Consider the following 20,035-nt stretch of genomic DNA (forward strand, 5'->3'; position numbering starts at 1 on the left):
TGCGGACAACGCCGTGGTCCCTTGCTCATGCCTACCGCCGAGACGCGCGCGTTCCTAGCATCGATGGGGTCCCTTTCCCTTCCAGGAGCTCCCATGCGTCTCAGCACCATCACCGCCGTCCTTGCCTGCGGCCTTTGCACAGCCTTCGGCGCCGCCGCCGCGGACGTGAAATCCATCTCACGCATTGCCGCGGGTCCCGGCAATACCCTGTTCATCGCCGACTGGAAAGTCGCCCGCGTTCACGCGATCTCGTTGCCAGCGGCGCCGCAGCAGCCCTCTGGCTCCGCTTTCAACATCCTTGACCTCGAGTCACTGCTCTCCGCCCAGGTCGGCGGCGCCAAGGTCACGGTGGAGGACATGGTCGTGCGGCCCGGCACCGCACAGGTGTACGTCGCCGTGAGCTACGGCAACGCGAAGACGCCCGCACTCATCATGGTCACCAGCGACAGGAAGGCGCGCCGCATCGACCTGAAGGCAGCGGCTTCGACCTCCGTCGCCCTGCGCGACGCCCCCACCACGGACTACAGCTTCTGGAAGGAAACTCCGGAGCGCAGCTTCACCGTCACCGACATGAAGTGGCGCGATGGCGAGCTCTTCGTGGCCGGTCTTTCGAACCAGGACTTCGCCTCGACGCTGCGCCGGATCAGATACCCGTTCGACTCGAAGCAGTCGATCACCTCGGTAGAGATCTATCACGCGGGCCACAACCTGATCGAGACGCGCGCCCCCATCCGCGCGATGAGCTTCGCGAGTTGGGGCGGCAAGCCGTACCTGGTCGCCGCCTACACCTGCACCCCGCTGGTGACGATTCCGCTCGACGACCTGAAGGACGGCGCACACATCCGTGGCAAGACCGTTGCCGAGCTCGGCTATGGCAACACGCCGGCCGACATGATTTCCTACTCGCGCACCGAGCAGGGCAAGACCGAAGACTTCCTGCTGCTGGCCAACTTCGACCGGGTGTCGAACATCATCCCCGTGTCGCAGCTGGAGGCGACGGGTTCCCGACCCGGCATCGAAAAGCAGGTGCCCTTCGGGCAACTCGCCGGCGTCGAGGTGATGCAGGCGCCACTGGCCGGTACGCTGAGGCTGGACAACCTCGACGAGAAATCGTTCGTGGTGGTACGCCGCCGGCTCGAGAAAGACGCGCTGCAGCTCGTCTCCATCGGCAAGGAACTGAGCTTCCGTCTGACCGACCATGTCTCGGAATACGCTTTCGCGGAGTACAGCTTCAAGGGCAACGACTTCCAGCTGCAGAACATCAAGCCGCGGCAGGACATGCTGCTGAAGGACGAAGGATTCCCGGACCTGATCAAGGCATCGGAGTAAGCGGTGCCTCTTCGTCGACTGTGCGGCGCCATGGCGCTCGCTGCGGCCCTGCACGGCTCGCACGCCGCCTCCCTTACGCCGCCAGCACCATCTCCGGCAACCGTGCAGGTGGTGCGCGTGCAGCCGTCCGCGAGCCAGGTGCCGGCCAACCTTCTGCGCCTTTCCATCGAGTTCGCGACGCGGATCGAAGGCCCAGTGCTTCCAAGGATCGCGCTGCTGCGTCCTGATGGGAAGCCCCTTGCGCAACCCTTTCTCGAGCAGGAACTCTGGTCCCCCAGTGGCCGGATTCTGACGGTGCTGCTGCATCCAGGGCGCGTCAAGACCGGGCTGAACGCGCGCGAGGCCCTGGGACCAATCCTGGTTGACGGCGACGACGTGACATTGACGCTCGATGACCGTCCCATCCAGCACTGGCGCGTCGGCCCCGTGGACACGAACGGTCCCATGGCTTCGGCGTGGCGCCTGTCGCCGGTTCGCGCCGCATCGAGGCAGCCGCTCGTCGTGACCCTGGACGGCCCCATCGACGGCCGGGACGCCGATTACCTCGCGGTCGCCGACTGGCGCGGCCGACGCGTGAACGGCCGCGCGCTATTGAAAGACGGCGAGAGCATCTGGACATTCACCCCGCGCACGCCTTGGCGCGCGGGCGAGTACAGGCTCGTCGCGCGCGGCACCCTTGAAGACCCGGCCGGCAATCGCCTGAACGGGCGCTTCGAGACGCCCACCGACGTGCCAGCGGTCGCAGCGACCGACGCCGCGCTGGCGTTCACCGTGGCTCCCTAGCCCTCATCGACCGGTACGCACAGGCACACCATGCGCCTGCCCTGACCCTCTGAATCTCTGATGCCTTGAACGACACGGTGGTGCCCGTGCCGTTCGATACCTCCGCAACGCAAATGTCCGATCCAACTCTCCGTATGGCCCCCAGGGGGGCTCAACTCCGTCTCACGCGCCATGCCGCGGCAGCGGCCCTGCTCGGCCTGGGCGCATGCCTTCCACAGGCGGCTAGTGCCGAAACCTCATTGCTCCAACCCTCTTCCTTCTTCACGCAACTCGGCTCTGCGCACAGCACCCGCGCCCTGACGGCAGGGCTTACCTGGGACATGCCTTATCGGTGGCAACTCGGCACCGGAGAAGTGAGCAGCTATCTCGAAGCCTCGTACTCGTACTGGCACATCCAGTCGCGGGACCGGGCCGGGCTTTCGCAGCTGTCGCAAGTCGCGCTGGTGCCCGTGCTGCGCTACCGGCCCGACGACGGGGCGTCCCCGTGGTTCGTCGAGGCAGGGATCGGCTTGACGGTGACTTCATCCGTCTATCGAACGAGGCAAAAGAGTTTCTCGACCAGCTTCAACTTCGGAACGCACTTGGCAGTGGGTCGAAGCTTCGGCGAGCGCGGCCAGCACGAAATTTCGTTGCGGCTGGAGCACTTCTCGAACGCCGGCATAAAGCATCCGAACCCTGGAGAGAACTTCATCCAGGTCCGCTACGCACGGCGCTTCTAGCGCGTCGTAGTACCTCAAAGGGATAGACCGGCCTGCCCCGTCGAGGGCATGGCAATCCAGCGCTCACCCGGCAAAGTGAGCCTTCAAGAAGATCGACGCTTCGCGTCGATCGTTGCAACCCGGCCCGACATGACGGGCCATCGAAAGGAAGAACCAATGTCTTTGATCAGGAAAACCGGAAGCCGAATCCTGCTGGCGTGCAGCGTCTTGCTCACACAGCACACGATCGCCGCGCCTGCGGCCATCGTGACGCCGCTGCTGACGCACGACCTGCCCAACATTCCCGGCAAGGAAGTACTGATGATTAGCGTCGAGTACCCCCCGGGCGCGGTCGACCCGGTCCACAGGCACGACGCGCACGCATTCGTGTACGTGCTCGAGGGCTCGATCGTCATGGGCGTCAAGGGCGGCAAGGAGGTCACTCTCACCAAGGGTCAGACCTTCTACGAGGGGCCGAACGACATCCACACCGTCGGGCGCAACGCGAGCAGCACGCAGTCGGCCCGATTCACTGTGACACTCATCAAGGACAAGGGCGTCGACTTCTTCATTCCGGTGAAGTAAGCAGTGGGGCAAACTCACCGGCCGTGCGCAAGGCGCTGTTCGGCGAGGTAGCGCGCCGGTGGCTTGCCCATCGCCTTCTTGAACATCGCGATAAACGAGCCTACCGAGTCGTAGCCCAGGTCGACGGCCACCTGCTGCACCGACTGCCCCGAAGACAGCCACTGCAACGCCACGATCAGCTGCAGCCGCTGGCGCCATCGGCCGAAGGACATGCCCGTCTCGCGCCGGATTAGGCGTCCGAAGGTGCGCTCGCTCATCGCAAGACGCGATGCCCACTGCGTGGCGGTGGAGCGTTCGGCGGGGTCGGCCATCAACTCCGCGACCAGCCTGCGCAGGCGTGGCTCGTCGGACACCGGCAGGTGCATCGGCTCCGCGTGCATGCGCACGAGCTGGTCGAGCACAACGGCATGGAGGCGCCCGATTTCGCCGTCAGGCACATCGCCCCCGGGAGGCGTAGCCAGATGGAGGATGAGTTCTCGCAGCAGGGGCGAGATGCCCACTGCGCAGCAGTCCCGCGGCATGTCCGCGGCGTCACTCGCCACGAAGAGAAAGCACACATCCGCATCGGCCGTCAGGCGGTTTCCATGCGGCACGTTGCCTGGAATCCAGAGCCCGCCTTGGACGGGCGCCATCCACAGCGCGCCGGGCACCTCGCAGGTCATGGCGCCATGCAACACCATCACCAGCTGTCCCTGGGCATGCGCGTGCATCGCCAGCGCTTCGTCGTGCCCAAGGGGACGAATCCGCCATGCCGCGACGTCGGCATCCATCTTGTCGAACTCGAAGTTCCAGGGGCCTGCTCGGTCGGAGCTCACGTTTTTCATTTTGACCGGATTCGCGAATCTTCTGTCAGTCGGCAGTCATCCCGAAAGGGGCGTCATCGCTAGATTCAAGAGCGACACAGCATCACTTCCAACACCATGCATTCTTCGACTTCACAGGTGCGCTCCTCGCAACACTCTGTACTGCTGCTGATCGGCATCCTCTGCACCGCCGCCAGCCTGCGCGCACCAATCACCGCGCTGGGCCCGCTGCTCGAACCTGTTCGCGCGAGCTTCGCGCTCGGCGCCTCCGCGGCCGGCCTGCTGACCACGCTGCCGCTGTTCGCGTTCGCCGTGGTCTCGCCCTTCGCGGCTGGCGTTGCGCATCGCTTCGGCCTGGAGCGCGTGCTGTTCGCGGCCCTGGTCCTGCTGATCGCCGGCATCGCCGTGCGGTCCGCAGGCACCACGTTCGCGCTGTACGTAGGCACCTGCGTCATCGGTAGCGCCATCGCCGTCGCCAACGTGCTGCTGCCCAGCCTGCTGAAGCGCGACTTTCCTGCTCACGTGGCCAGGCTCACGGCCTGCTATGCGCTGGCAATGATCACCGCCGCCGGCCTGGCATCCGCCGTCGCCGTCCCGCTGGACCAGGCGCTCGGTGCCGGATGGCCGACCTCACTGGGCAGCGTCGCTTTGCTTCCGCTGGCCGCTGCCATCTTGTGGCTTCCGCAACTGCGTCTTCGCACGACCTCGGCGCCCGGCCTCGCGACGGAGGCACCGGGTGCCTCGGTATGGAAGGCTCCGCTGGCCTGGCAGGTCGCCGCCTACCTCGGGCTGACCTGCTTCATCCATTTCGCCGCCATCGCGTGGCTGCCGTCGATCCTTCAGGAAGCCGGAGATTCGAGTGCTCGTGCTGGTGCGCTGCACGGATGGATGCAGCTGGCGGGCGCCATTCCCGCGCTGCTGCTGATGCCGCTGCTGCAGCGCATGCCCGACCAGCGCTGGATCTCCTTCGCGTCTCCGGCGCTGAGCGCACTCGGTCTAGTAGGCCTGCTCGCGATGCCTTCACTGGCACCCCTCTGGGTCTTCGCATTCGGCATGGGAATGGGCGCCGCGCTGATCCTGAGCCTCGCCTTCGTAGGGCTACGTGCAGCCAACCAGAAGATCGCGGCGTCTCTCTCGGGCATGTCGCAATGCATCGGTTACCTGCTCGCGGCCGTCGGACCGACATTCATCGGTTTCCTTCACGGGTCCTCGGGAAGCTGGACCACGCCGCTCGTGGTCTGCGCGGTGCTTTGCATCGCGATGTGCGCGCTGGGCCTCTCGGTAGGCCGGGCCAGGCACATCGGGGCCTGAGCCACGCGGCCCCCGCTCACAACATCTGCGGCTGGCGGGCATAGCGCACGAGGTCGTCGCCCAAGCGCAGCGCCAGCGCCGCGAGCGGCCCCGTGGGGTTGTAGCCGGCGTTGTGCGCGTAGACCGAAGCGCCGACTACGAAGAGGTTCTGCGCATCCCAGTGCTGCAACCGGGGAGACACCACGCTCGTCGCGGGATCGACGCCCATGATGGTTCCACCGGTGGTGTGCGTGGTCTGGTACTGCCTCGCGTCGAAGTCACCGCGTCGCGGCTGAGGTGCGCCGACGATGGTGGCGCCCATGGCACGCGCGATGCCCGCAGCCTTGCCTGTCACGTACTCGCTCATCCGGTGGTCGTTATCGTGGAAATTGAAGGTCATGCGCAGCAAGGGCTGGCCGTAGGCGTCGCGGTAGACCGGGTCGAGGTCGAGGTAGTTCTCACGGTGCGGGTAGTTGCTTCCGTGCACGGCCACGTTGAAGGCGTGCGCGTACCAGTCCGCGTTGGCCTGCTTCCAGGCGGTGCCCCAGCGCGGCGTTCCGGCAGGCAGCAGGCGCGAATTGATCGGGCGGCCGTTGGTCACGTTCGCGTAGATGTAGCCGCCACCGAAGAAGCCCAGGCCGGTGTGGTCGAAGTTGTCGCCGTTGAACTCATCCACCACCATCTGCGAGGCGCCCGTAGCCATGAAAGGGTTGATCCATCGGTCCTTGAAGAAAACGGGCACGGACGACATCACCTGGTAGCAGAAGTTCTTGCCCACCGCGCCCTTGCCGGTCTTCGGGTCGTAAGGCTTGCCGATGCCGCTCGCGAGGAGCAGCTTGGTGTTTGTCATCGTGAAGCCGGAGAGCACGACGACGTCGGCCGGCTGTTCATACTCCTGCGCAGTCCCTAGGTCGATGAACCGCACGCCGGTCACACGCTTGGCCGTGCGGTCGTAGTCGATGCCTGTCACCTGCGCGTGCAGCCGGATCTCGAAGTCGCGGTGCTTCTGTAGCATTGGATAAAGCAACACTGCGGGGCTGGCTTTGGCATTGGCTTCGCAGAAGAAGCGCTCGCAATGGCCACAGTACTGGCACGGCGCCAGGTTCACTCCGTCCGGATTGGTGTAGGCGCGCGGCGAGTTGGCCGCCGGCAGCGGGAACGGCTTGTACCCCAGGCTCTGCGCAGCGGCCTGGAAGATCCGGCCCGATTCCAGGATCTCCAGCGGTGGCTGGGGAAAATCCCGCCGTCGCGGTGCTTCGAACGGATTGCCGCCATCGATGAGCCGTCCGCCGATGTTGCCCGCCTGCCCCGCGATGCCGAAGAGGCGCTCGAAGAGGTCGTGATACGGTTCCATCTCCGCGTAGCTGACGCCCCAGTCCTGGACCGTCATCTCACGGGGTATGGCCGCCTTGCCATAACGACTCTCAAGGTGGGTGCGCAGTGTGGGGTCGTATTCCGCCCAGCGCCAGGTCTGCCCGTTCCAGTGGTTGGCCGCGCCGCCCATGCCGTCCCCGGGGAGGAAAGCCTCCATGCGGCGGATAGGCAGGGCCTGTTCGCTGGCGGCGTGGCGCAGCGTGTAGGTCTCAGTGGCCCAGTTCTGCACCAGGCCATTGCGTACGCCCCAGCGCAACTCGTCGCGCTGGTTGGGTAAGGTCGCTGCGGCGCTGCCGGTGAGATCGCCACCGCGTTCGAGCACGAGCACGTCGATGCCGGTGTTCATCAGTTGCCGCGCGGCAAGGCCCGCGGTGAGGCCGCCGCCGACGAAAACGACGGTGCGCCTGGGTAGTTTCTTGAGTGTCATGGCATCCGCCTTCAGCTGAAGTCCTCGATCGACTGCGGCGCCGCTGCACCTGGATAGGGCCGGCCGCGGTACTCCACGACATTGCGTGCGTGCAAGGCCGGCAGCCCCGGATAGCCAACCGCCCGCCAGAAGGCCTTGTCGCGGTTGCCGCCGTAGAGCGGATCCGCGAAACAGGCCTGCACGAACAGCGGATAGAAGCAGTTGTCGAACCACTCGCCGAGCGCGAAACGTTCGTCGTCCCATCTGCCGGCCGCAACGTCCTGGAGCAGCCCGTCGAGCTCGGTGGGGTTGAGTTGTTCGATGGCCTTGCCCGTGCGCCGACGGATTTCCCGATTCAATGCGGCGACTCCGGCCTTGAACTGCTCCTCCGGCGTCAATGGCGACTGCATGCCGTGCTGCGGCTTGCCGGGTCGCCACGGGCCTTGGCGGTAGAGCCGGTCGCCGCGCCCCCAGGCACCGGCCAGTTGCCGGTCGATGTAGATGTGCAGGCCGCAATCGACGCCGTTCGGCGTGAGCGAGTCGGCGGGACACATCATGTTGACCAGGGCTTCGACACAGGCTGCCTCCCGGGGCCCTAGCGACAGGTAGCCTGACTCGCGGGACTTCTCAGCGTCGCGGGCTGCGGCATCTCGCGCCGGAGCAGGTGGAGTGCCTGCTCCGCCGAGCAGCATGGGCGCCGCAAGCGCCGCGCCGGACGCGCCGCCGAGCCGGCGCAGGAAGAGACGCCGCGCGGGCGGCTCTCGGTCATCGATGGGCATGAGATTCTTTCTTGAACGAGAGTGCGGCCGAGTGCGCGCCACACAGGCAGCCATTGCCACCTCGCGGCCTCGACCTGCGGTACTGTTGGGCGCTCATGCTATGAAGCCGACACGTCGACCGGTAGGCCGGTTTAGGGAACCAGCGGGTTGCGCAGCCAGCATCAATGGCACGCGGGCAGGTCCGCTCTCACCAGGGTGCTCGCGCCCTCACAGTTGCCTGGCTGGAAACACCGCGATGCGGCAGAGCAGCCTTCCGCCCCATGCGTCGCCCTGCCTAGCATCGACTCCCACGTGTCACGATATTCCGCAACATCGATCACGGGGTGAGCACATGAATCCATCAATCCTCAAACAGGAAGGCATCGCGCACCAGGACAGCGGCGGTGTCATCTCCGAACATCGCTCGTTTGGATTCCGGCCTGCCTTCCGCAACACGGAAACGGGTCGTGTCTACGCCGCGCGCTTTGCCGACGGCCGGCTCGCGCCGGTCCACATGATCGACGGCCTGCCCGACGAGGTGGTCGTCGCGCGATCGGTCACCGGCAAGGCGTTGTCGTTGAAGTCGTCAGTGCAGTCCGGGTTCACCCGGAACGGCCGCTTCTACGACCACGACCAAGCTGCGGCGTATCTGGCGCGTCGCTTGGCCGATTCGTGCCCTCGGGCATGGACATAGGGCGACCAACCGTCCCATCGCCCCATCGCTCGGCCTGCTATGCGTGGTCCGGGCCGGACCGCATGACGGCGAGGCTCCGGGCAGCGCGCAGTTCCCAGCCCTTCGCGCGCTGCTGCCTGGCCGTCTCGATCGCGCGCAGGTAGAAGCCCTCGGCTTCGTCCGTCATGCCACGGCGCTCGCTGCGCCAGCCCGCGGCGCGCCAGACCTCTGCGGCGCACCACAGTCCTTCGCCTTGCGCGAGCCGCTCGATCAACTGGTCGTCGAACCAATCGGGGCAGAACGTCACGAGCATTTCCCTGCGCGGTGCGTCATAGGTGGCGAACCGTGCAGACACGTCCTGCACGAGCGGATGCCGGTCGTCGGCCGTCGCGAGCTGCAGTCCCTGCTGGAACCACTCGGCATACCGGAGCCAGCCCAGCAAGCCACGGCGCTGCGCCTCCTCCATCATCAGCGCGACCCACCGGCGCGCCAACTCCGTCTCGCCAGACCAAAGCGCGACAGGACAGGCGCCATACAGCGCGGAGCACACCGAGAGGGAGTTGGCCAGCAATTCGGCCCGGGAAACGGCGGCCTGGGCAACCTCGAGTGCCTTGGCCGTATCGCCTTGCACCCACAATGTGCGGCACAGCACCGCCATCGCCGCCACGCTCGCATCCGGCCCGAGCATGTTGGCATGCGTGCGCCCGGCGCCGGCGGAGATGGCGATCGACGCCTCGCTGTGCTGTCGGGACACATCGAACTTGCCGCAGAAATGATTGGCCATCGCGCTCACGCGGTGGGAAAGGATGAGTGCGGCCGGGTCCTCCCCCGACCGTGCAAGCGCAAGAACAGGCTGCGAGTGCCGCAGGGCCGCGGCGTACTCCCCGCGAAACATATCGTGCGTGCAGCGGCCCCAGCGTGCGCGCAGCTCCAGCACCGGCATCTTGAGCGCCAGCGCGCCCGCCAACGCCTGATCACAGACGGCATTCAGGTCGTCGTTCGAGCCCCGGGTGTTCAGCAGTGCCGTGATCAAGGCGGTTCTCAACCAGGTTGCGCTCTCCAGATCGGGTTCGGGTTGCTGCTCAATCAGCGTGAGCGCCGCCGCGACCCTCTCGCGGTATTCGGCCACTTGCGAGAGATGGAACCACAGGGGCATCGACGCGATGACCAGCGCCGCGCCCAACCCGGCGTCGGGCTGCCACACCAGGCAGACCTCCAGCGCGAAGCGAACGTCGTCGAGGCGGTACGCGTAGCGCTCGCCCCAGGCCTGTTCGGCCAGTTGCGCCAGCTCAGCCGTGGCTGCTTTCATCACATCGAGCATGTACGACGCATGACGCCGAAGCATGGCCGGGTATTCGTCGCTGCGTTCGAGCAGCGCACTCGCGTAGCTGCGCGTGGTGTCCAGCAGGCGATAGGGCGAGACGCTGTCGCTAGTGTCGAAGAAGATCAGCGACTTGTTGGTCAGCGAGATCAGCGCGTCGAACGCGACATCGCCATCCATGTCGGCGTTGATGCCGAGTGCTGCGGCCACGTCGAAGCGCCCCCGGAACACCGACAGCCGGCGGAAGAACCGCAGCTCCGTCTCGTCCAGCAGCGCGATGCTCCAGTCGAGCGCGGCGGCCAGCGTGCGGTGGCGTGCCGAGACGGCCCGATTGGCGATGGCATACAGTCGCATGTGATCGTCCAATGTGCGCGCCAGATCGGCGACCGATTGCACACCAAGACGCGCCGCCACAAGTTCGATGGCCAACGGAATGCCATCGACCTGCCGCGAGATCCGGGCCAGCAGAGGACCGTGCGCTTCATTGAATACACCTGCGCCCGCCGCCTTGGCGCGCTCGACCAGCAGCCGGACCGAGGACCACTTCAGGGCCTTGGCGAGAGGCACCCCTTCCGCGCCGGGAACCGCCAGCGGCGGCAGCCGCACGACGTACTCGGCCGTCACCCGAATCGACTCGCGGCTGGTCGCCAGGATGCGCATTTCTGGCAAGGCGATCAGCAGCTCGTTGATCAATGGCGCGAGCACGTCGATGACGTGCTCGCAGTTGTCGATCAGCAAGAGTACCTTCTGTCCGGCAAGGCTCTGGACGATGGCCTGCAAGGTGTCGGGCATGTCGGCGGCGGCCCCCACCGATCGCGCCAGAGTGCCTGGCACGTGGTCCTGCGAAATCAATGACGAAAGATCGGCAAACGCTATCGGCGCGGCACGCTGCAGCTGATAGCGCTCCGCGACATGGATCGCGACGCTGGTCTTTCCGATGCCTCCCGTGCCGACGATGGTGACCAATCGGTTGGCCTCAAGCGCTGAAAGGATGCTCTGCACATCGGCTTCACGACCGACCAGTTCGGTCAACCGGGCCGGCGGCTTGGCAAAAGAAGAAGGAGCCGGGAAAGGCGGCGGCGCTTCGACGACATCAAGAGGCTCGCGATGCACCCTGGCGTTGAATCGATAGCCCCGCTGGGGCACGTTGGAGATCCACTCCTCGCAACCGTCCCCTTCGCCCGGCCGCCCGAGCGACTTTCGCAGCATCGACATGTGAACGCGCACGCTGGACTCCTCGACCACCACGCCCGCCCAGACCGCCGAGAGGAGTTCTTCCTTGCCGATGAATTCGCCGGGCCGCTTGATGAGCTGAAGCAGCAGGTCGAAAGCACGGGGGCCGAGCCGCACCGCTTCACCCGAGCGCTCGAGCCGGCGCTGCATTTCCTTGAGGATGAAGGGGCCGAAACGCCAGCGAACCTCCGCCAGATCAGTCCGTTCGGGCGACTCAGCGGCGCGTTCTTGCATGGGTGGTTCGCGGTGCGACGGAGGGATTCGAGCGGCTCATCTGCTGCCTTCATGTTAGACGAAAACATTCACTGGACGAACCGTTCTGGAGATGCAGGGCGAGTGCCCTCCGCCTAGCTCATCAGAGGTTTCGACGCACCATCCCATCGTGTGCCGCGACCTCTACCCAACGGCAGATGCAGGCATGCGCGGAAGATTCTTAGAGTGGAAAGACAGTGAACACCAACGACAAGAGTCTTTCCATGAATACCCCACCCGAGCAGTCGAACAAGACTTCTCTGACTACCGCCTTCGGCGCGCCAGTGGCCGACAACCAGAACAGCCTGTCGGCCGGACCGCGCGGCCCGCTACTCATGCAGGATGTGTGGCTCATCGAGAAGCTTGCCAACCTGAACCGCGAGGTCATTCCCGAGCGTCGCATGCATGCCAAGGGCTCGGGCGCATTCGGCACCTTCACCGTCACGCACGACATCACCCAGTACACCCGCGCCAAGCTCTTCGGCGCCGTCGGCAAGAAAACCGAGATGTTCGCGCGCTTCACCACCGTGGCCGGCGAACGCGGCGCGGCCGATGCCGAACGCGACATCCGCGGCTTCGCGCTCAAGTTCTATACCGAGGAAGGCAACTGGGACCTGGTAGGCAACAACACGCCTGTGTTCTTTCTGCGCGATCCACGCAAGTTTCCCGACCTCAACAAAGCCGTGAAGCGCGACCCGCGCACGAACATGCGCAGCGCCACCAACAACTGGGACTTCTGGACGCTGCTGCCCGAAGCGCTGCATCAGGTCACCATCGTGATGAGCGACCGCGGCATCCCGGCGAGCTACCGCCACATGCACGGCTTCGGCTCGCACACCTACAGCTTCGTCAACGCGCGCGACGAGCGCTTCTGGGTCAAGTTCCACTTCAAGACGCAACAGGGCATCAGGAATCTCAGCGATGCCGAGGCCGCGAACCTTGTGGGTGCGGACCGCGAGAGCCACCAGCGCGATCTTTTCGATGCGATCGCGCGCGGAGACTTCCCCCGATGGACGCTGCACGTCCAGATCATGCCCGAGGCCGATGCCGAGAGCGTGCCCTACCACCCCTTCGACCTCACCAAGGTCTGGCCGAAGAAGGATTACCCCCTGGTGGAGGTGGGCGTCATGGAGCTCAATCGCAATCCAGAGAACTTCTTCGCCGATGTGGAGCAAAGCGCCTTCGCGCCCAACAACCTCGTCCCGGGCATCGGGGTGTCCCCTGACAAGATGTTGCAGGCGCGCCTGTTTGCCTATTCCGACGCGCAGCGCTACCGACTGGGCGTGAACCATCACCAGATCCCGGTGAACGCCGCGCGATGCCCCGTGCACAGCAATCATCGGGACGGCGCGATACGCGTCGACGGCAACTACGCCGGCCTGCCCCACTACGAGCCCAACAGCTTCGGCCAGTGGCAGGAACAGCCCGGCTATCGCGAGCCTCCCCTCAGGCTGCGCGGCGATGCCGACTTCTGGAACTTTCGCGAAGACGACGCCGATTACTTCAAGCAGCCCGGTGACCTGTTCCGTCTGATGACGCCTGCGCAGCAGCTGGTGCTGTTCGAGAACACGGCACGCGCCATGGGTGATGCGCCGGAGTTCATCAAGCGCAGGCACGTCGGCAACTGCGCCAAAGCGGATGCAGCCTACGGCGCGGGCGTTGCGAACGCGCTGGGACTGGCTACGCGTTCGGCGCAAGGATCCGCAACCTGAGGATGACATGTTTGGTGCGTTTCAGTCACCACCGTGTGCCCTTGTGCATGCCTACCGCATCGGTCCTGTCCTGCCTACTCTTGGCGACATGCGGCCTCGTGTCGTGATCCGCGCCCGACAACCCCACTGTTGAACGGCACGTCCTGCCAGCCCCGGGCTGGCTCGGCTCGAGTGATCGAGCTACCTCTTTTGGAGATTCCGTCATGTTTTCCGTAGATGAAACCCAGCAATCGGGCACCAAGAAAGTCGAAGAGCTTGTGCCGTCCCGCTATGCCTTGAAAGTCGGCGAGATTGAGGCGCTGGTGGTCAGCGACGGCGTGCTGCCGCTGCCTACTTCGACGATGGCCACCAATGCAGCCCCCGCCGATCTTGCGAATTGGCTCAGCGACATGTTCATGCCACCCGACAAGTACGACTGGCCGCTGAACGTGATGGTGGCCCGCAGCGGCGCCCAGACCATCCTCATCGACGCTGGTCTGGGCGGTCAGTTCTCGGGCTTCCCGCGTGCCGGTCAGTTCCCCCAGCGACTCGAAGCCGCCGGCATCGCGCTCGAGTCCGTCACCGATGTGATCCTGACTCACATGCACATGGACCACGTAGGCGGGCTGCTGGTCCCGGGCGTCAAGGAACGCCTGCGCCGGGATGTGCGCATTCATGTCTCCGAGGCCGAGGTCAAGTTCTGGACCTCGCCCGACTTCACTCGCACCGTCATGCCGAACCCGGTGCCTGAGGTGCTGCGGTCGACAGCCAAGAGCTTCTACGAGGAATACCGCGACAAGCTACAGACCTTCGAAGGCACGCGTGAAGTTGCGCCGGGTGTCATCGTTCGCCACACCGGCGGTCACACTCCTGGGCACAGCGTGGTCGACCTGGTGTCAGGCGGTGACCGGCTGACTTTCGCGGGGGACGCCGTGTTTCCGGTCGGATTCGATCACCCCGACTGGCAAAACGGTTTCGAGCACGACCCCGAGGAGGCTGCTCGCGTCCGCATGCGCCTTTTCCGGGAACTGGCACAAACCGGCGGGCTGCTGGTTGCCGCCCACCTGCCGTTCCCATCGCTAGGCCACGTCGCGGTTGATGGCGAGGCGTTTCGCTGGGTTCCGATCATCTGGGATTATTGACCGCGCAGCCACAGCATCTGAAAGGCAATGTGACACAACTGAACTAGCCGCAAGGAGTTAGACATCAGCCAGGGGTCGGCAAAAATTCGCCTGGCGATTCCCGCTTCGGAGCGAGGCGTACAGCAGCGATCGTCGGCGCTGGCGCGTAGATGCTGAGGGGGCATCGTTGGTGATGGATTCCAAGCCAACGATAGATATCGTGGGAGCCTGCGAGGTTACTTGCTATGTCACGAACGACGCTGCGTCCAATCATGCAGCGGCAATTCGAAGATCCGGCTGGCAGGTTGGAGTGGCAGACGCCCCAGCACGTCGCACAGATACGCGTACGGGTCGTACCCGTTGGCGCGCGCCGAACGCAGAAGGCCCTTCACGGCTGCGGCCCGTTTGCTCGCGCGCAGGCTGCCCCCGAAGAGGCAGTTCGACCTGCCAAGTGCAACGGGCCTGATCCGGTTCTCAACCCAGTTGTTGTCGATGGGCAGTCGCCCGTCTTCCAGGTAGCGCGTCAACGCGACCCAGCGTCTTCGGCTGTAGTACAAGGCCTTGGTCGTCGCTGAACCGTCCGGCACCTTCTACCGCTGCGCATCCAGCCATTGCTTGGGCGCGTCGGCGAAGGTGCAGCGGGAGCGCGAGGCCGCAGCGCCCTGGCCGGCACTCGTTCGAACAGAGGGCGTACAAGCTCATCCGGAGGTTGCGGACGCGCCGATGATCTCGTCCTCGAGCCTGCAGGTCTCGGTGATGATCAACTCGTAAAGCGTGCGCACGAACACGGGACTCATGCCGTGCTCGACGGCAAAGACTGCCGCGCGCTCCTGCACGATGCCGATGCGATGGGGCTGCATCATCGGAATTGCGTGGTTGCGCTTGTGAAGACCGATACGGCAGCAGCAGACAAGCCTTTGCCTCAAGACCTCAAGCAGCGACCTGTCCAACCCGTCGAGCTCGTCGCGCAGCGACTGCAGGACCTGCTGGGCCGTCTCGCTGTCGGCGACGAGGCCCGTGCTTGCGCCTTCCGGAGCCGGGGCCACGGCCTCCTGGGGCCCGGTCGAATGCGACTGTTGTGCTGATGTCATGTGGATTTCCTTATTCGAGCCGGATGCCTTGGCTCGCGATGATCTGGGCAAGCGCGGCCGTGTCCGCCTTCACCCGGCGCACGAGCGCCTCGCCCGAGAGGCCAACGGCCTCGTAGCCGTGCTGGAACAGCTGCTGTCGCACTTCGGGCAGCCGGATGACTTCCGCGAGCACCCGGTTCAGGCGCTGCACGATGGGCGCCGGCAGGCTCGCGGGCGCCGCGGCGGCCGTCCAGATCTCCAGTTCGAAATCCTTCAGCCCCACTTCCTGCAGGCTTGGGTAGTCCGGCACGAGTGCGGAGCGGCGAGGCGAAGTCACGCCGATCGCGCGCAGCTTTCCGGCCTTGACCTGTTCGTCGGCGAGCCCCGGCGGAAGCAGCGCCAGCTGCAGTTGCTCACCGATCAACCCGGTGATGACCTGCGGATTGCCCTGGTAGGGCACGTGCATGGCGCCGATGCCGGTGCGCGCCTTCAGGAGTTCCATGCCGAGGTGGCCAATCGTTCCGATGCCGGGCGAGCCGTAGCTCCATCTGTTGCCCGCGGCACGCGCCGCATCGAGAAAGCCGCGGGCGTCCGTTCTCGATGCCTCCGGCGTCGTGGCGAGCACCAGCGGGGCGGTGCAGATGATGCTGAGCGGCACCAGATCCTTCTGCGGGTCGTAGGAGAGCGCCGGATTGAGGATCTTGGCAATGGTCATGTTGCCGTTGATGAGGATGCCGATCGTGTGCTGGTCGGTGGACTTCGCGACGATGTCCGCAGCGATGTTGCCGCTGGCGCCCGAGCGGTTCTCGACAATCACCGGCTGGCCCAATGCCTTCGCCATGGGCGCGGCCAGTACGCGTGCCACGAAGTCCGGCGAGGAACCGCCACCAAAGCCGACGACGAGGCGCAGCGGTCGTGTGGGCCAGTTCAGGCCCGAGCTGCCCGCGGGCTCCGGTGGACCAAGGTTCGGGCGGCTCGAACCGGGTGTTTGCGCGCAGGCGATGCCGACACAGGCGAGCACGCCGGCCAGACACAGCAGACGCGCGGAGAGCGATCGAAAAAGATGAAGGGACATGGGTAGGACGTTGGAGATCGAAAGCCCAAGTCTTTCTCCGGCTGCGCACAGGATCAACTCCTGCCTGGGATGCAAAAAGCATCACCGCACGGCGTCGTCGCGGGAGTCTGGAATGTCCACGCACGCGCGTGGTCCGAGGCTTGTCATGCTTGCTTGCTACGCAAGATCGTGGCGAACGCGAGGCCGATGAACGGGCCGCGGCTGGCAGCGACAGGAACCGTCCGCCGCGAAGTCTCCGTGGGCGGTCACGCCCCTGGCCAGGGGCGTGGCTGCTTCGGCAGATACATCGAGGTCGTGCTCGGCAAGGCATGGCCCAGGTTGTTCTGCACGACCTGCAGGGGCAGCGGCGCACGCCCTTCCCTGCCCTGCAGCGCGTGCGCGCCGTGGGTATGGCGCAGCCAGTGGGTGCTGGCCCTGCGCAGGCGCTCCGCATCCGCCGCATCGAGGCCCTGGGCAGCACGCGCGAGGAACGCCTTCATGGCCTGGTAAAGCCCAGAGGACGACCATGCGGGCGGATGCTCGCCGCCCGCCCCGAACCGGGCCAGCACCGCGATACCACGATTGCCCGGCGCATCCGCTTCCCTGTCGAAGCCATGGCGCGCGAGCTCATCGGCCAGTTCGTCGACCAATTCGTGGGGCACCGGCACCTGGCGGCGGACGCCGCCCTTGCCACTCACTGACAGCGACCAGGCCGCCGGGGCCGCGTCGCCGGGCGTCGAGGCGGGCTGACGTCGCAGATCCCCGCAATGCGCGCCGGTGATCTCGTTCAGACGCAGCCCGGTTGCATAGAGCCAGCGCATGCCCCTGCGCAGCCGCCGTCCGGCTTCGGTGCCTATGCGAGCGTGCAGCAGCCTGTCGATGTGGTCCCACTGCGCGAAGCTCAGGGTGCGATTCGCGCCGAGCGGCCCCTGGGAATCCCGAGGCAATGCCGATGCCGCGAAGGGATTGCCCGTCACATAGCCTTGGCCCTGCAGGAAGGCGAACAGGCTGCGAAGGATGATCAGCGCCTGGCGCAGCGTCACCGGTGTCAGCGCGCCCTCGAGCGGGCGCCACATCGGCGACCAGCGCTGGTTGTGGCGCGATCCGCACCAGGCCGCGGGCGGCGCGGCCAGAAAGGCCTGGTAGGCGCCCGCGTCCTCATGCGTCAGCGAAGACAGCGCCTTGCCACGCTCCAGCACGGACCACAGCAGCAATCGCTCCGCTTCCTTGCGGTAGGACCGCTGCGTGGACGAGAGGGTGCCTGGGGCCGCGCCGGGCTCCCCTTTGGAGGCCAGCCAGGCGCCGATCGCCTCGTGGTCGTTGGCCGCCGCGAGGCGACAGGCCTCGCGCGGCGCGCGACAGGCCCCGGTGCGGCCGTCCAGCCCAGCGGGCAGCACGAACTTCTCGTAGGGCAGCAAGGCGGTGGCGGCGGGGACCACCGCCGCCAGGACGGCGGGGCGCAACTGCCGGCGCGGCTGCACCGCATGCGCGCCGACGCGCAGACCGAGCACCTGCTCGTTCGCGTGCAGCCAGTCCAGGATCCGGCCCGCCTTGCGTTCACCGACACCCGGCACATGGACCCACCAGCGCGCACCGGCGCCATTGATGCGCTCCACCAGTGCGGACAGCGTCGCGAGGCCCGCGCGCTCCAGCCGCTCGGCCAGCACAGGATGCAGCCAGGCGGCCACGCCGTCCCCTGCTCGGGGATCCTTTGCGACCAGGTCCTCCAGCCAGCGCAGCGCCTCCAACTGCCGCTCGATGACGCGCGCGCGCCGGGTGGGCCGGCCACCGCCTCCCGCCCGTCCTGGCTGCGCGGCGCCTGCCTGCCCGAAGGCGGCTTCGTAGGCCTCGATCTGCTCGGCCTCGGAGAAATCCTCCATTCCCTGGGCCAGTGCGAAATCGGCGAGGCTCGGCAGGGCCGGTGCGGCCGTGAAGCGTTCGGGGTCGAGCAGAATCAGGCGGGCCGTGCCAGGTTTCTGCTCGCGGCGCGCAGCCGCGGCGAAGGCGTCGCGGATCCAGGCGATCGTGCGTCGCACGGTGCGCAGGTCGACGTGCTCGCCTTCCAGACGGAGGTAGCGGTCCCAGGCGTCGCGCTCGTCGACGCCCTGGGCGAGCGCGCGCATGAACGCGAAGTGGCCGCGGTGCAACCGGCGCGTGGGCGCTTTCTTCATGGGGACGTGGTGGAATCGCCGGCCACATCGGCCTGCCAGAACCTCCACCGGCGCCGGGGTGCATCGGTGCGAGGCGGCAATTGACGGGCTCGACTGGCTCGGATGCGCTGGCGCAGCTCGACCTCGAGGGCATGGGCCACGCCGTAGGCCTGCTTCACGCCACGCAAGGCCTGCGTACGCCATTCCACGGCCAGGCGCTCGAGCTCTTCGTCGCTCAGTCCGGCCAGTTCCTCGGGGCCCGGGACAGGGTAACGGCTCATCGCCTTGCGACCATTTTTCTGCGCACGGCGATGGCCAATCTTGTGCAGCGGCGGTACACCGGGCCGGGGCTCGGCGCGTGGCCTCGACCACTCTCCCTGCGGCCGGTGTCCCCGGCGGTTTCGAATCTCATAGTGCGACCTCCCCTTCGTTGTCCATGTCGAGATTTTGCATAATCATCAATCCTAATTCTAGGTGTTTGTTGCTACGTTTTGGAGAAACCATCGGCGATCTGAGCGCTAACTCCTTGATTTAATTACACCTTTTGGATCGCCGGAAGGCCAGATTCAGGCGCTGGGAAGAAGTGGATTCACCACAGCTGAGGAGCTTGATTCGCTTTGGCCGCCAAGTCGTTGTCACTGCTAGTGACGAGACGCTAGGCCACGCATGATTCCATCGCGCCAACGATCCATGACCGTTTGCGCGTATCGAGCCCCGGACCGGATCGAGGTTCGTCGTAGCCGTGACGACTGGGCAGGCAGGCCAACGAGCGCGGCATGGACGGAAATGGACGGCTCCTTCGTCGCGCCGCCGACGTCGCTCCGGGATGGAGCGGCGATGTACTCGGGATTCGGAGATATCCGAGATCGGGCATCGGCCTGAACGGCGCTATTCCAAAAGACGTCGACGGCGACAGTTGAATTCAAATTGGAGTGAGTGCACACAATCATTCTCACCGCCGCCGCGGTGCGATGGGCTTTGAGCCGCGACGGATCGTTCTTCTTCTGGGGCCCGGTCAGGACACCCCGACGCTTTCATCTGGCCGGGCCACAGGGCACGACCACAGTCCCCAGAAAGGGCCTTTTAGCTCACCGCGCTTTCACGCTCCCCTGCCCTTTCGGAAATCCCATTGGCACTCACATGAAGAGCGAATCTGCCGTTCTCGTGTGCCCGACTTCTCCTCCTGAAGCGCTCGACGAAGGATTTCAGGAGAGCCTCTCATGAGAGGTTTTGCATCACCCTATGGCGTCAGCGCGACGAGCGGTGTTGAAACGCGCGCTTCACTTGGCACCAAATGCCCATTGGCGATGCAACGACTTCCTGCAGCGAAGCCGCCGAGACTGCGGTCCCTTCGACCCTGCCCTCGCCTTCAACTCGGGCGGCCGGGCGCGAACTCCACTGACACGAACTTCCGCGCGTGGCACCTCGCACCCCTTTTCACGAA

The 20,035-nt window shown here is 65.8% G+C and carries 16 protein-coding genes and 1 pseudogene; 8 read left to right on the forward strand and 9 right to left on the reverse strand.

Annotated elements, in window-relative coordinates; all coding sequences use genetic code 11:
* The first annotated feature begins 93 nt into the window (after nt 1–93).
* The 4 genes from FHT32_RS19815 (at nt 94) to FHT32_RS19830 (ending at nt 3,395) form a co-directional block, all read left to right on the forward strand.
* On the forward strand, nt 94–1,329 hold the full coding sequence (locus FHT32_RS19815) for a hypothetical protein (RefSeq protein WP_176666306.1): 1,236 nt from the start codon (nt 94–96) through the stop codon (nt 1,327–1,329).
* Between the two features lie 30 nt (nt 1,330–1,359).
* Nucleotides 1,360–2,112 (forward strand): hypothetical protein, encoded by a 753-nt coding sequence (locus tag FHT32_RS19820; RefSeq protein WP_176666307.1) that lies wholly within the window; start codon nt 1,360–1,362, stop codon nt 2,110–2,112.
* Nucleotides 2,113–2,177: 65 nt separating this feature from the next.
* Nucleotides 2,178–2,831 (forward strand): acyloxyacyl hydrolase, encoded by a 654-nt coding sequence (locus tag FHT32_RS19825; RefSeq protein WP_256099069.1) that lies wholly within the window; start codon nt 2,178–2,180, stop codon nt 2,829–2,831.
* 156 nt (nt 2,832–2,987) lie between these two features.
* Entirely contained in the window at nt 2,988–3,395 is a 408-nt protein-coding gene (locus tag FHT32_RS19830) for a cupin domain-containing protein (protein WP_176666308.1), read from the forward strand.
* Between the two features lie 14 nt (nt 3,396–3,409).
* On the opposite strand, the gene FHT32_RS19835 is transcribed toward FHT32_RS19830, so the two are convergent.
* The gene (locus FHT32_RS19835) at nt 3,410–4,219 is read right to left on the reverse strand and encodes a helix-turn-helix transcriptional regulator (protein WP_371132206.1); all 810 of its coding nucleotides are present in this window, start codon (nt 4,217–4,219) and stop codon (nt 3,410–3,412) included.
* 96 nt (nt 4,220–4,315) lie between these two features.
* On the opposite strand from FHT32_RS19835, the gene FHT32_RS19840 reads away from it, so the two are divergent.
* Entirely contained in the window at nt 4,316–5,509 is a 1,194-nt protein-coding gene (locus tag FHT32_RS19840) for an MFS transporter (RefSeq protein WP_176666309.1), read from the forward strand.
* Nucleotides 5,510–5,525: 16 nt separating this feature from the next.
* Here the strand turns inward: FHT32_RS19840 and FHT32_RS19845 are convergent, their stop codons facing one another.
* Together FHT32_RS19845 and FHT32_RS19850 are read right to left on the reverse strand one after the other, a co-directional pair.
* Nucleotides 5,526–7,289: a GMC family oxidoreductase gene (locus tag FHT32_RS19845; protein ID WP_176666310.1), complete on the reverse strand. Its 1,764-nt coding sequence runs from the start codon at nt 7,287–7,289 to the stop codon at nt 5,526–5,528.
* 11 nt (nt 7,290–7,300) lie between these two features.
* A complete protein-coding gene (locus FHT32_RS19850; protein ID WP_176666311.1) occupies nt 7,301–8,047 on the reverse strand; it encodes a gluconate 2-dehydrogenase subunit 3 family protein in 747 nt (248 codons plus the stop codon).
* A 331-nt stretch (nt 8,048–8,378) separates the two neighbouring features.
* Between FHT32_RS19850 and FHT32_RS19855 the strand changes: the two genes are divergently transcribed.
* On the forward strand, nt 8,379–8,720 hold the full coding sequence (locus FHT32_RS19855) for a hypothetical protein (RefSeq protein ID WP_176666312.1): 342 nt from the start codon (nt 8,379–8,381) through the stop codon (nt 8,718–8,720).
* Between the two features lie 37 nt (nt 8,721–8,757).
* On the opposite strand, the gene FHT32_RS19860 is transcribed toward FHT32_RS19855, so the two are convergent.
* The gene (locus tag FHT32_RS19860) at nt 8,758–11,487 is read right to left on the reverse strand and encodes a winged helix-turn-helix domain-containing protein (RefSeq protein WP_176666313.1); all 2,730 of its coding nucleotides are present in this window, start codon (nt 11,485–11,487) and stop codon (nt 8,758–8,760) included.
* A gap of 242 nt (nt 11,488–11,729) precedes the next feature.
* Here FHT32_RS19860 and FHT32_RS19865 point away from each other — a divergent pair, with 242 nt between their 5' ends.
* Together FHT32_RS19865 and FHT32_RS19870 are read left to right on the forward strand one after the other, a co-directional pair.
* A complete protein-coding gene (locus tag FHT32_RS19865) occupies nt 11,730–13,217 on the forward strand; it encodes a catalase (RefSeq protein ID WP_176666314.1) in 1,488 nt (495 codons plus the stop codon).
* 203 nt (nt 13,218–13,420) lie between these two features.
* Nucleotides 13,421–14,338 carry an MBL fold metallo-hydrolase gene (locus FHT32_RS19870; protein ID WP_176666315.1) on the forward strand — a complete coding sequence of 306 codons (918 nt, stop codon included), beginning with the start codon at nt 13,421–13,423 and terminating at the stop codon, nt 14,336–14,338.
* Nucleotides 14,339–14,565: 227 nt separating this feature from the next.
* Here FHT32_RS19870 and FHT32_RS19875 read toward each other — a convergent pair.
* The 5 genes and pseudogenes from FHT32_RS19875 to FHT32_RS19895 form a co-directional block, all read right to left on the reverse strand.
* Nucleotides 14,566–14,943 (reverse strand): annotated as a pseudogene (locus FHT32_RS19875) (transposase); the annotation flags it as partial.
* Nucleotides 14,944–15,015: 72 nt separating this feature from the next.
* Nucleotides 15,016–15,408 (reverse strand): chorismate mutase family protein, encoded by a 393-nt coding sequence (locus tag FHT32_RS19880; protein WP_176666316.1) that lies wholly within the window; start codon nt 15,406–15,408, stop codon nt 15,016–15,018.
* 10 nt (nt 15,409–15,418) lie between these two features.
* Nucleotides 15,419–16,462, reverse strand: a complete 1,044-nt coding sequence (locus FHT32_RS19885; protein WP_176666317.1) for a tripartite tricarboxylate transporter substrate binding protein — start codon at nt 16,460–16,462, stop codon at nt 15,419–15,421.
* 245 nt (nt 16,463–16,707) lie between these two features.
* Nucleotides 16,708–18,612, reverse strand: a complete 1,905-nt coding sequence (locus tag FHT32_RS19890; protein ID WP_176666318.1) for a phage integrase family protein — start codon at nt 18,610–18,612, stop codon at nt 16,708–16,710.
* The gene (locus tag FHT32_RS19895) at nt 18,609–18,872 is read right to left on the reverse strand and encodes a hypothetical protein (RefSeq protein WP_176666319.1); all 264 of its coding nucleotides are present in this window, start codon (nt 18,870–18,872) and stop codon (nt 18,609–18,611) included. The genes FHT32_RS19890 and FHT32_RS19895 overlap by 4 nt, the downstream gene beginning before the upstream one ends.
* Nucleotides 18,873–20,035: the final 1,163 nt, after the last annotated feature.

The sequence above is a fragment of the Variovorax sp. SG517 genome, from assembly GCF_013376045.1.
Classification (GTDB): domain Bacteria; phylum Pseudomonadota; class Gammaproteobacteria; order Burkholderiales; family Burkholderiaceae_C; genus Variovorax.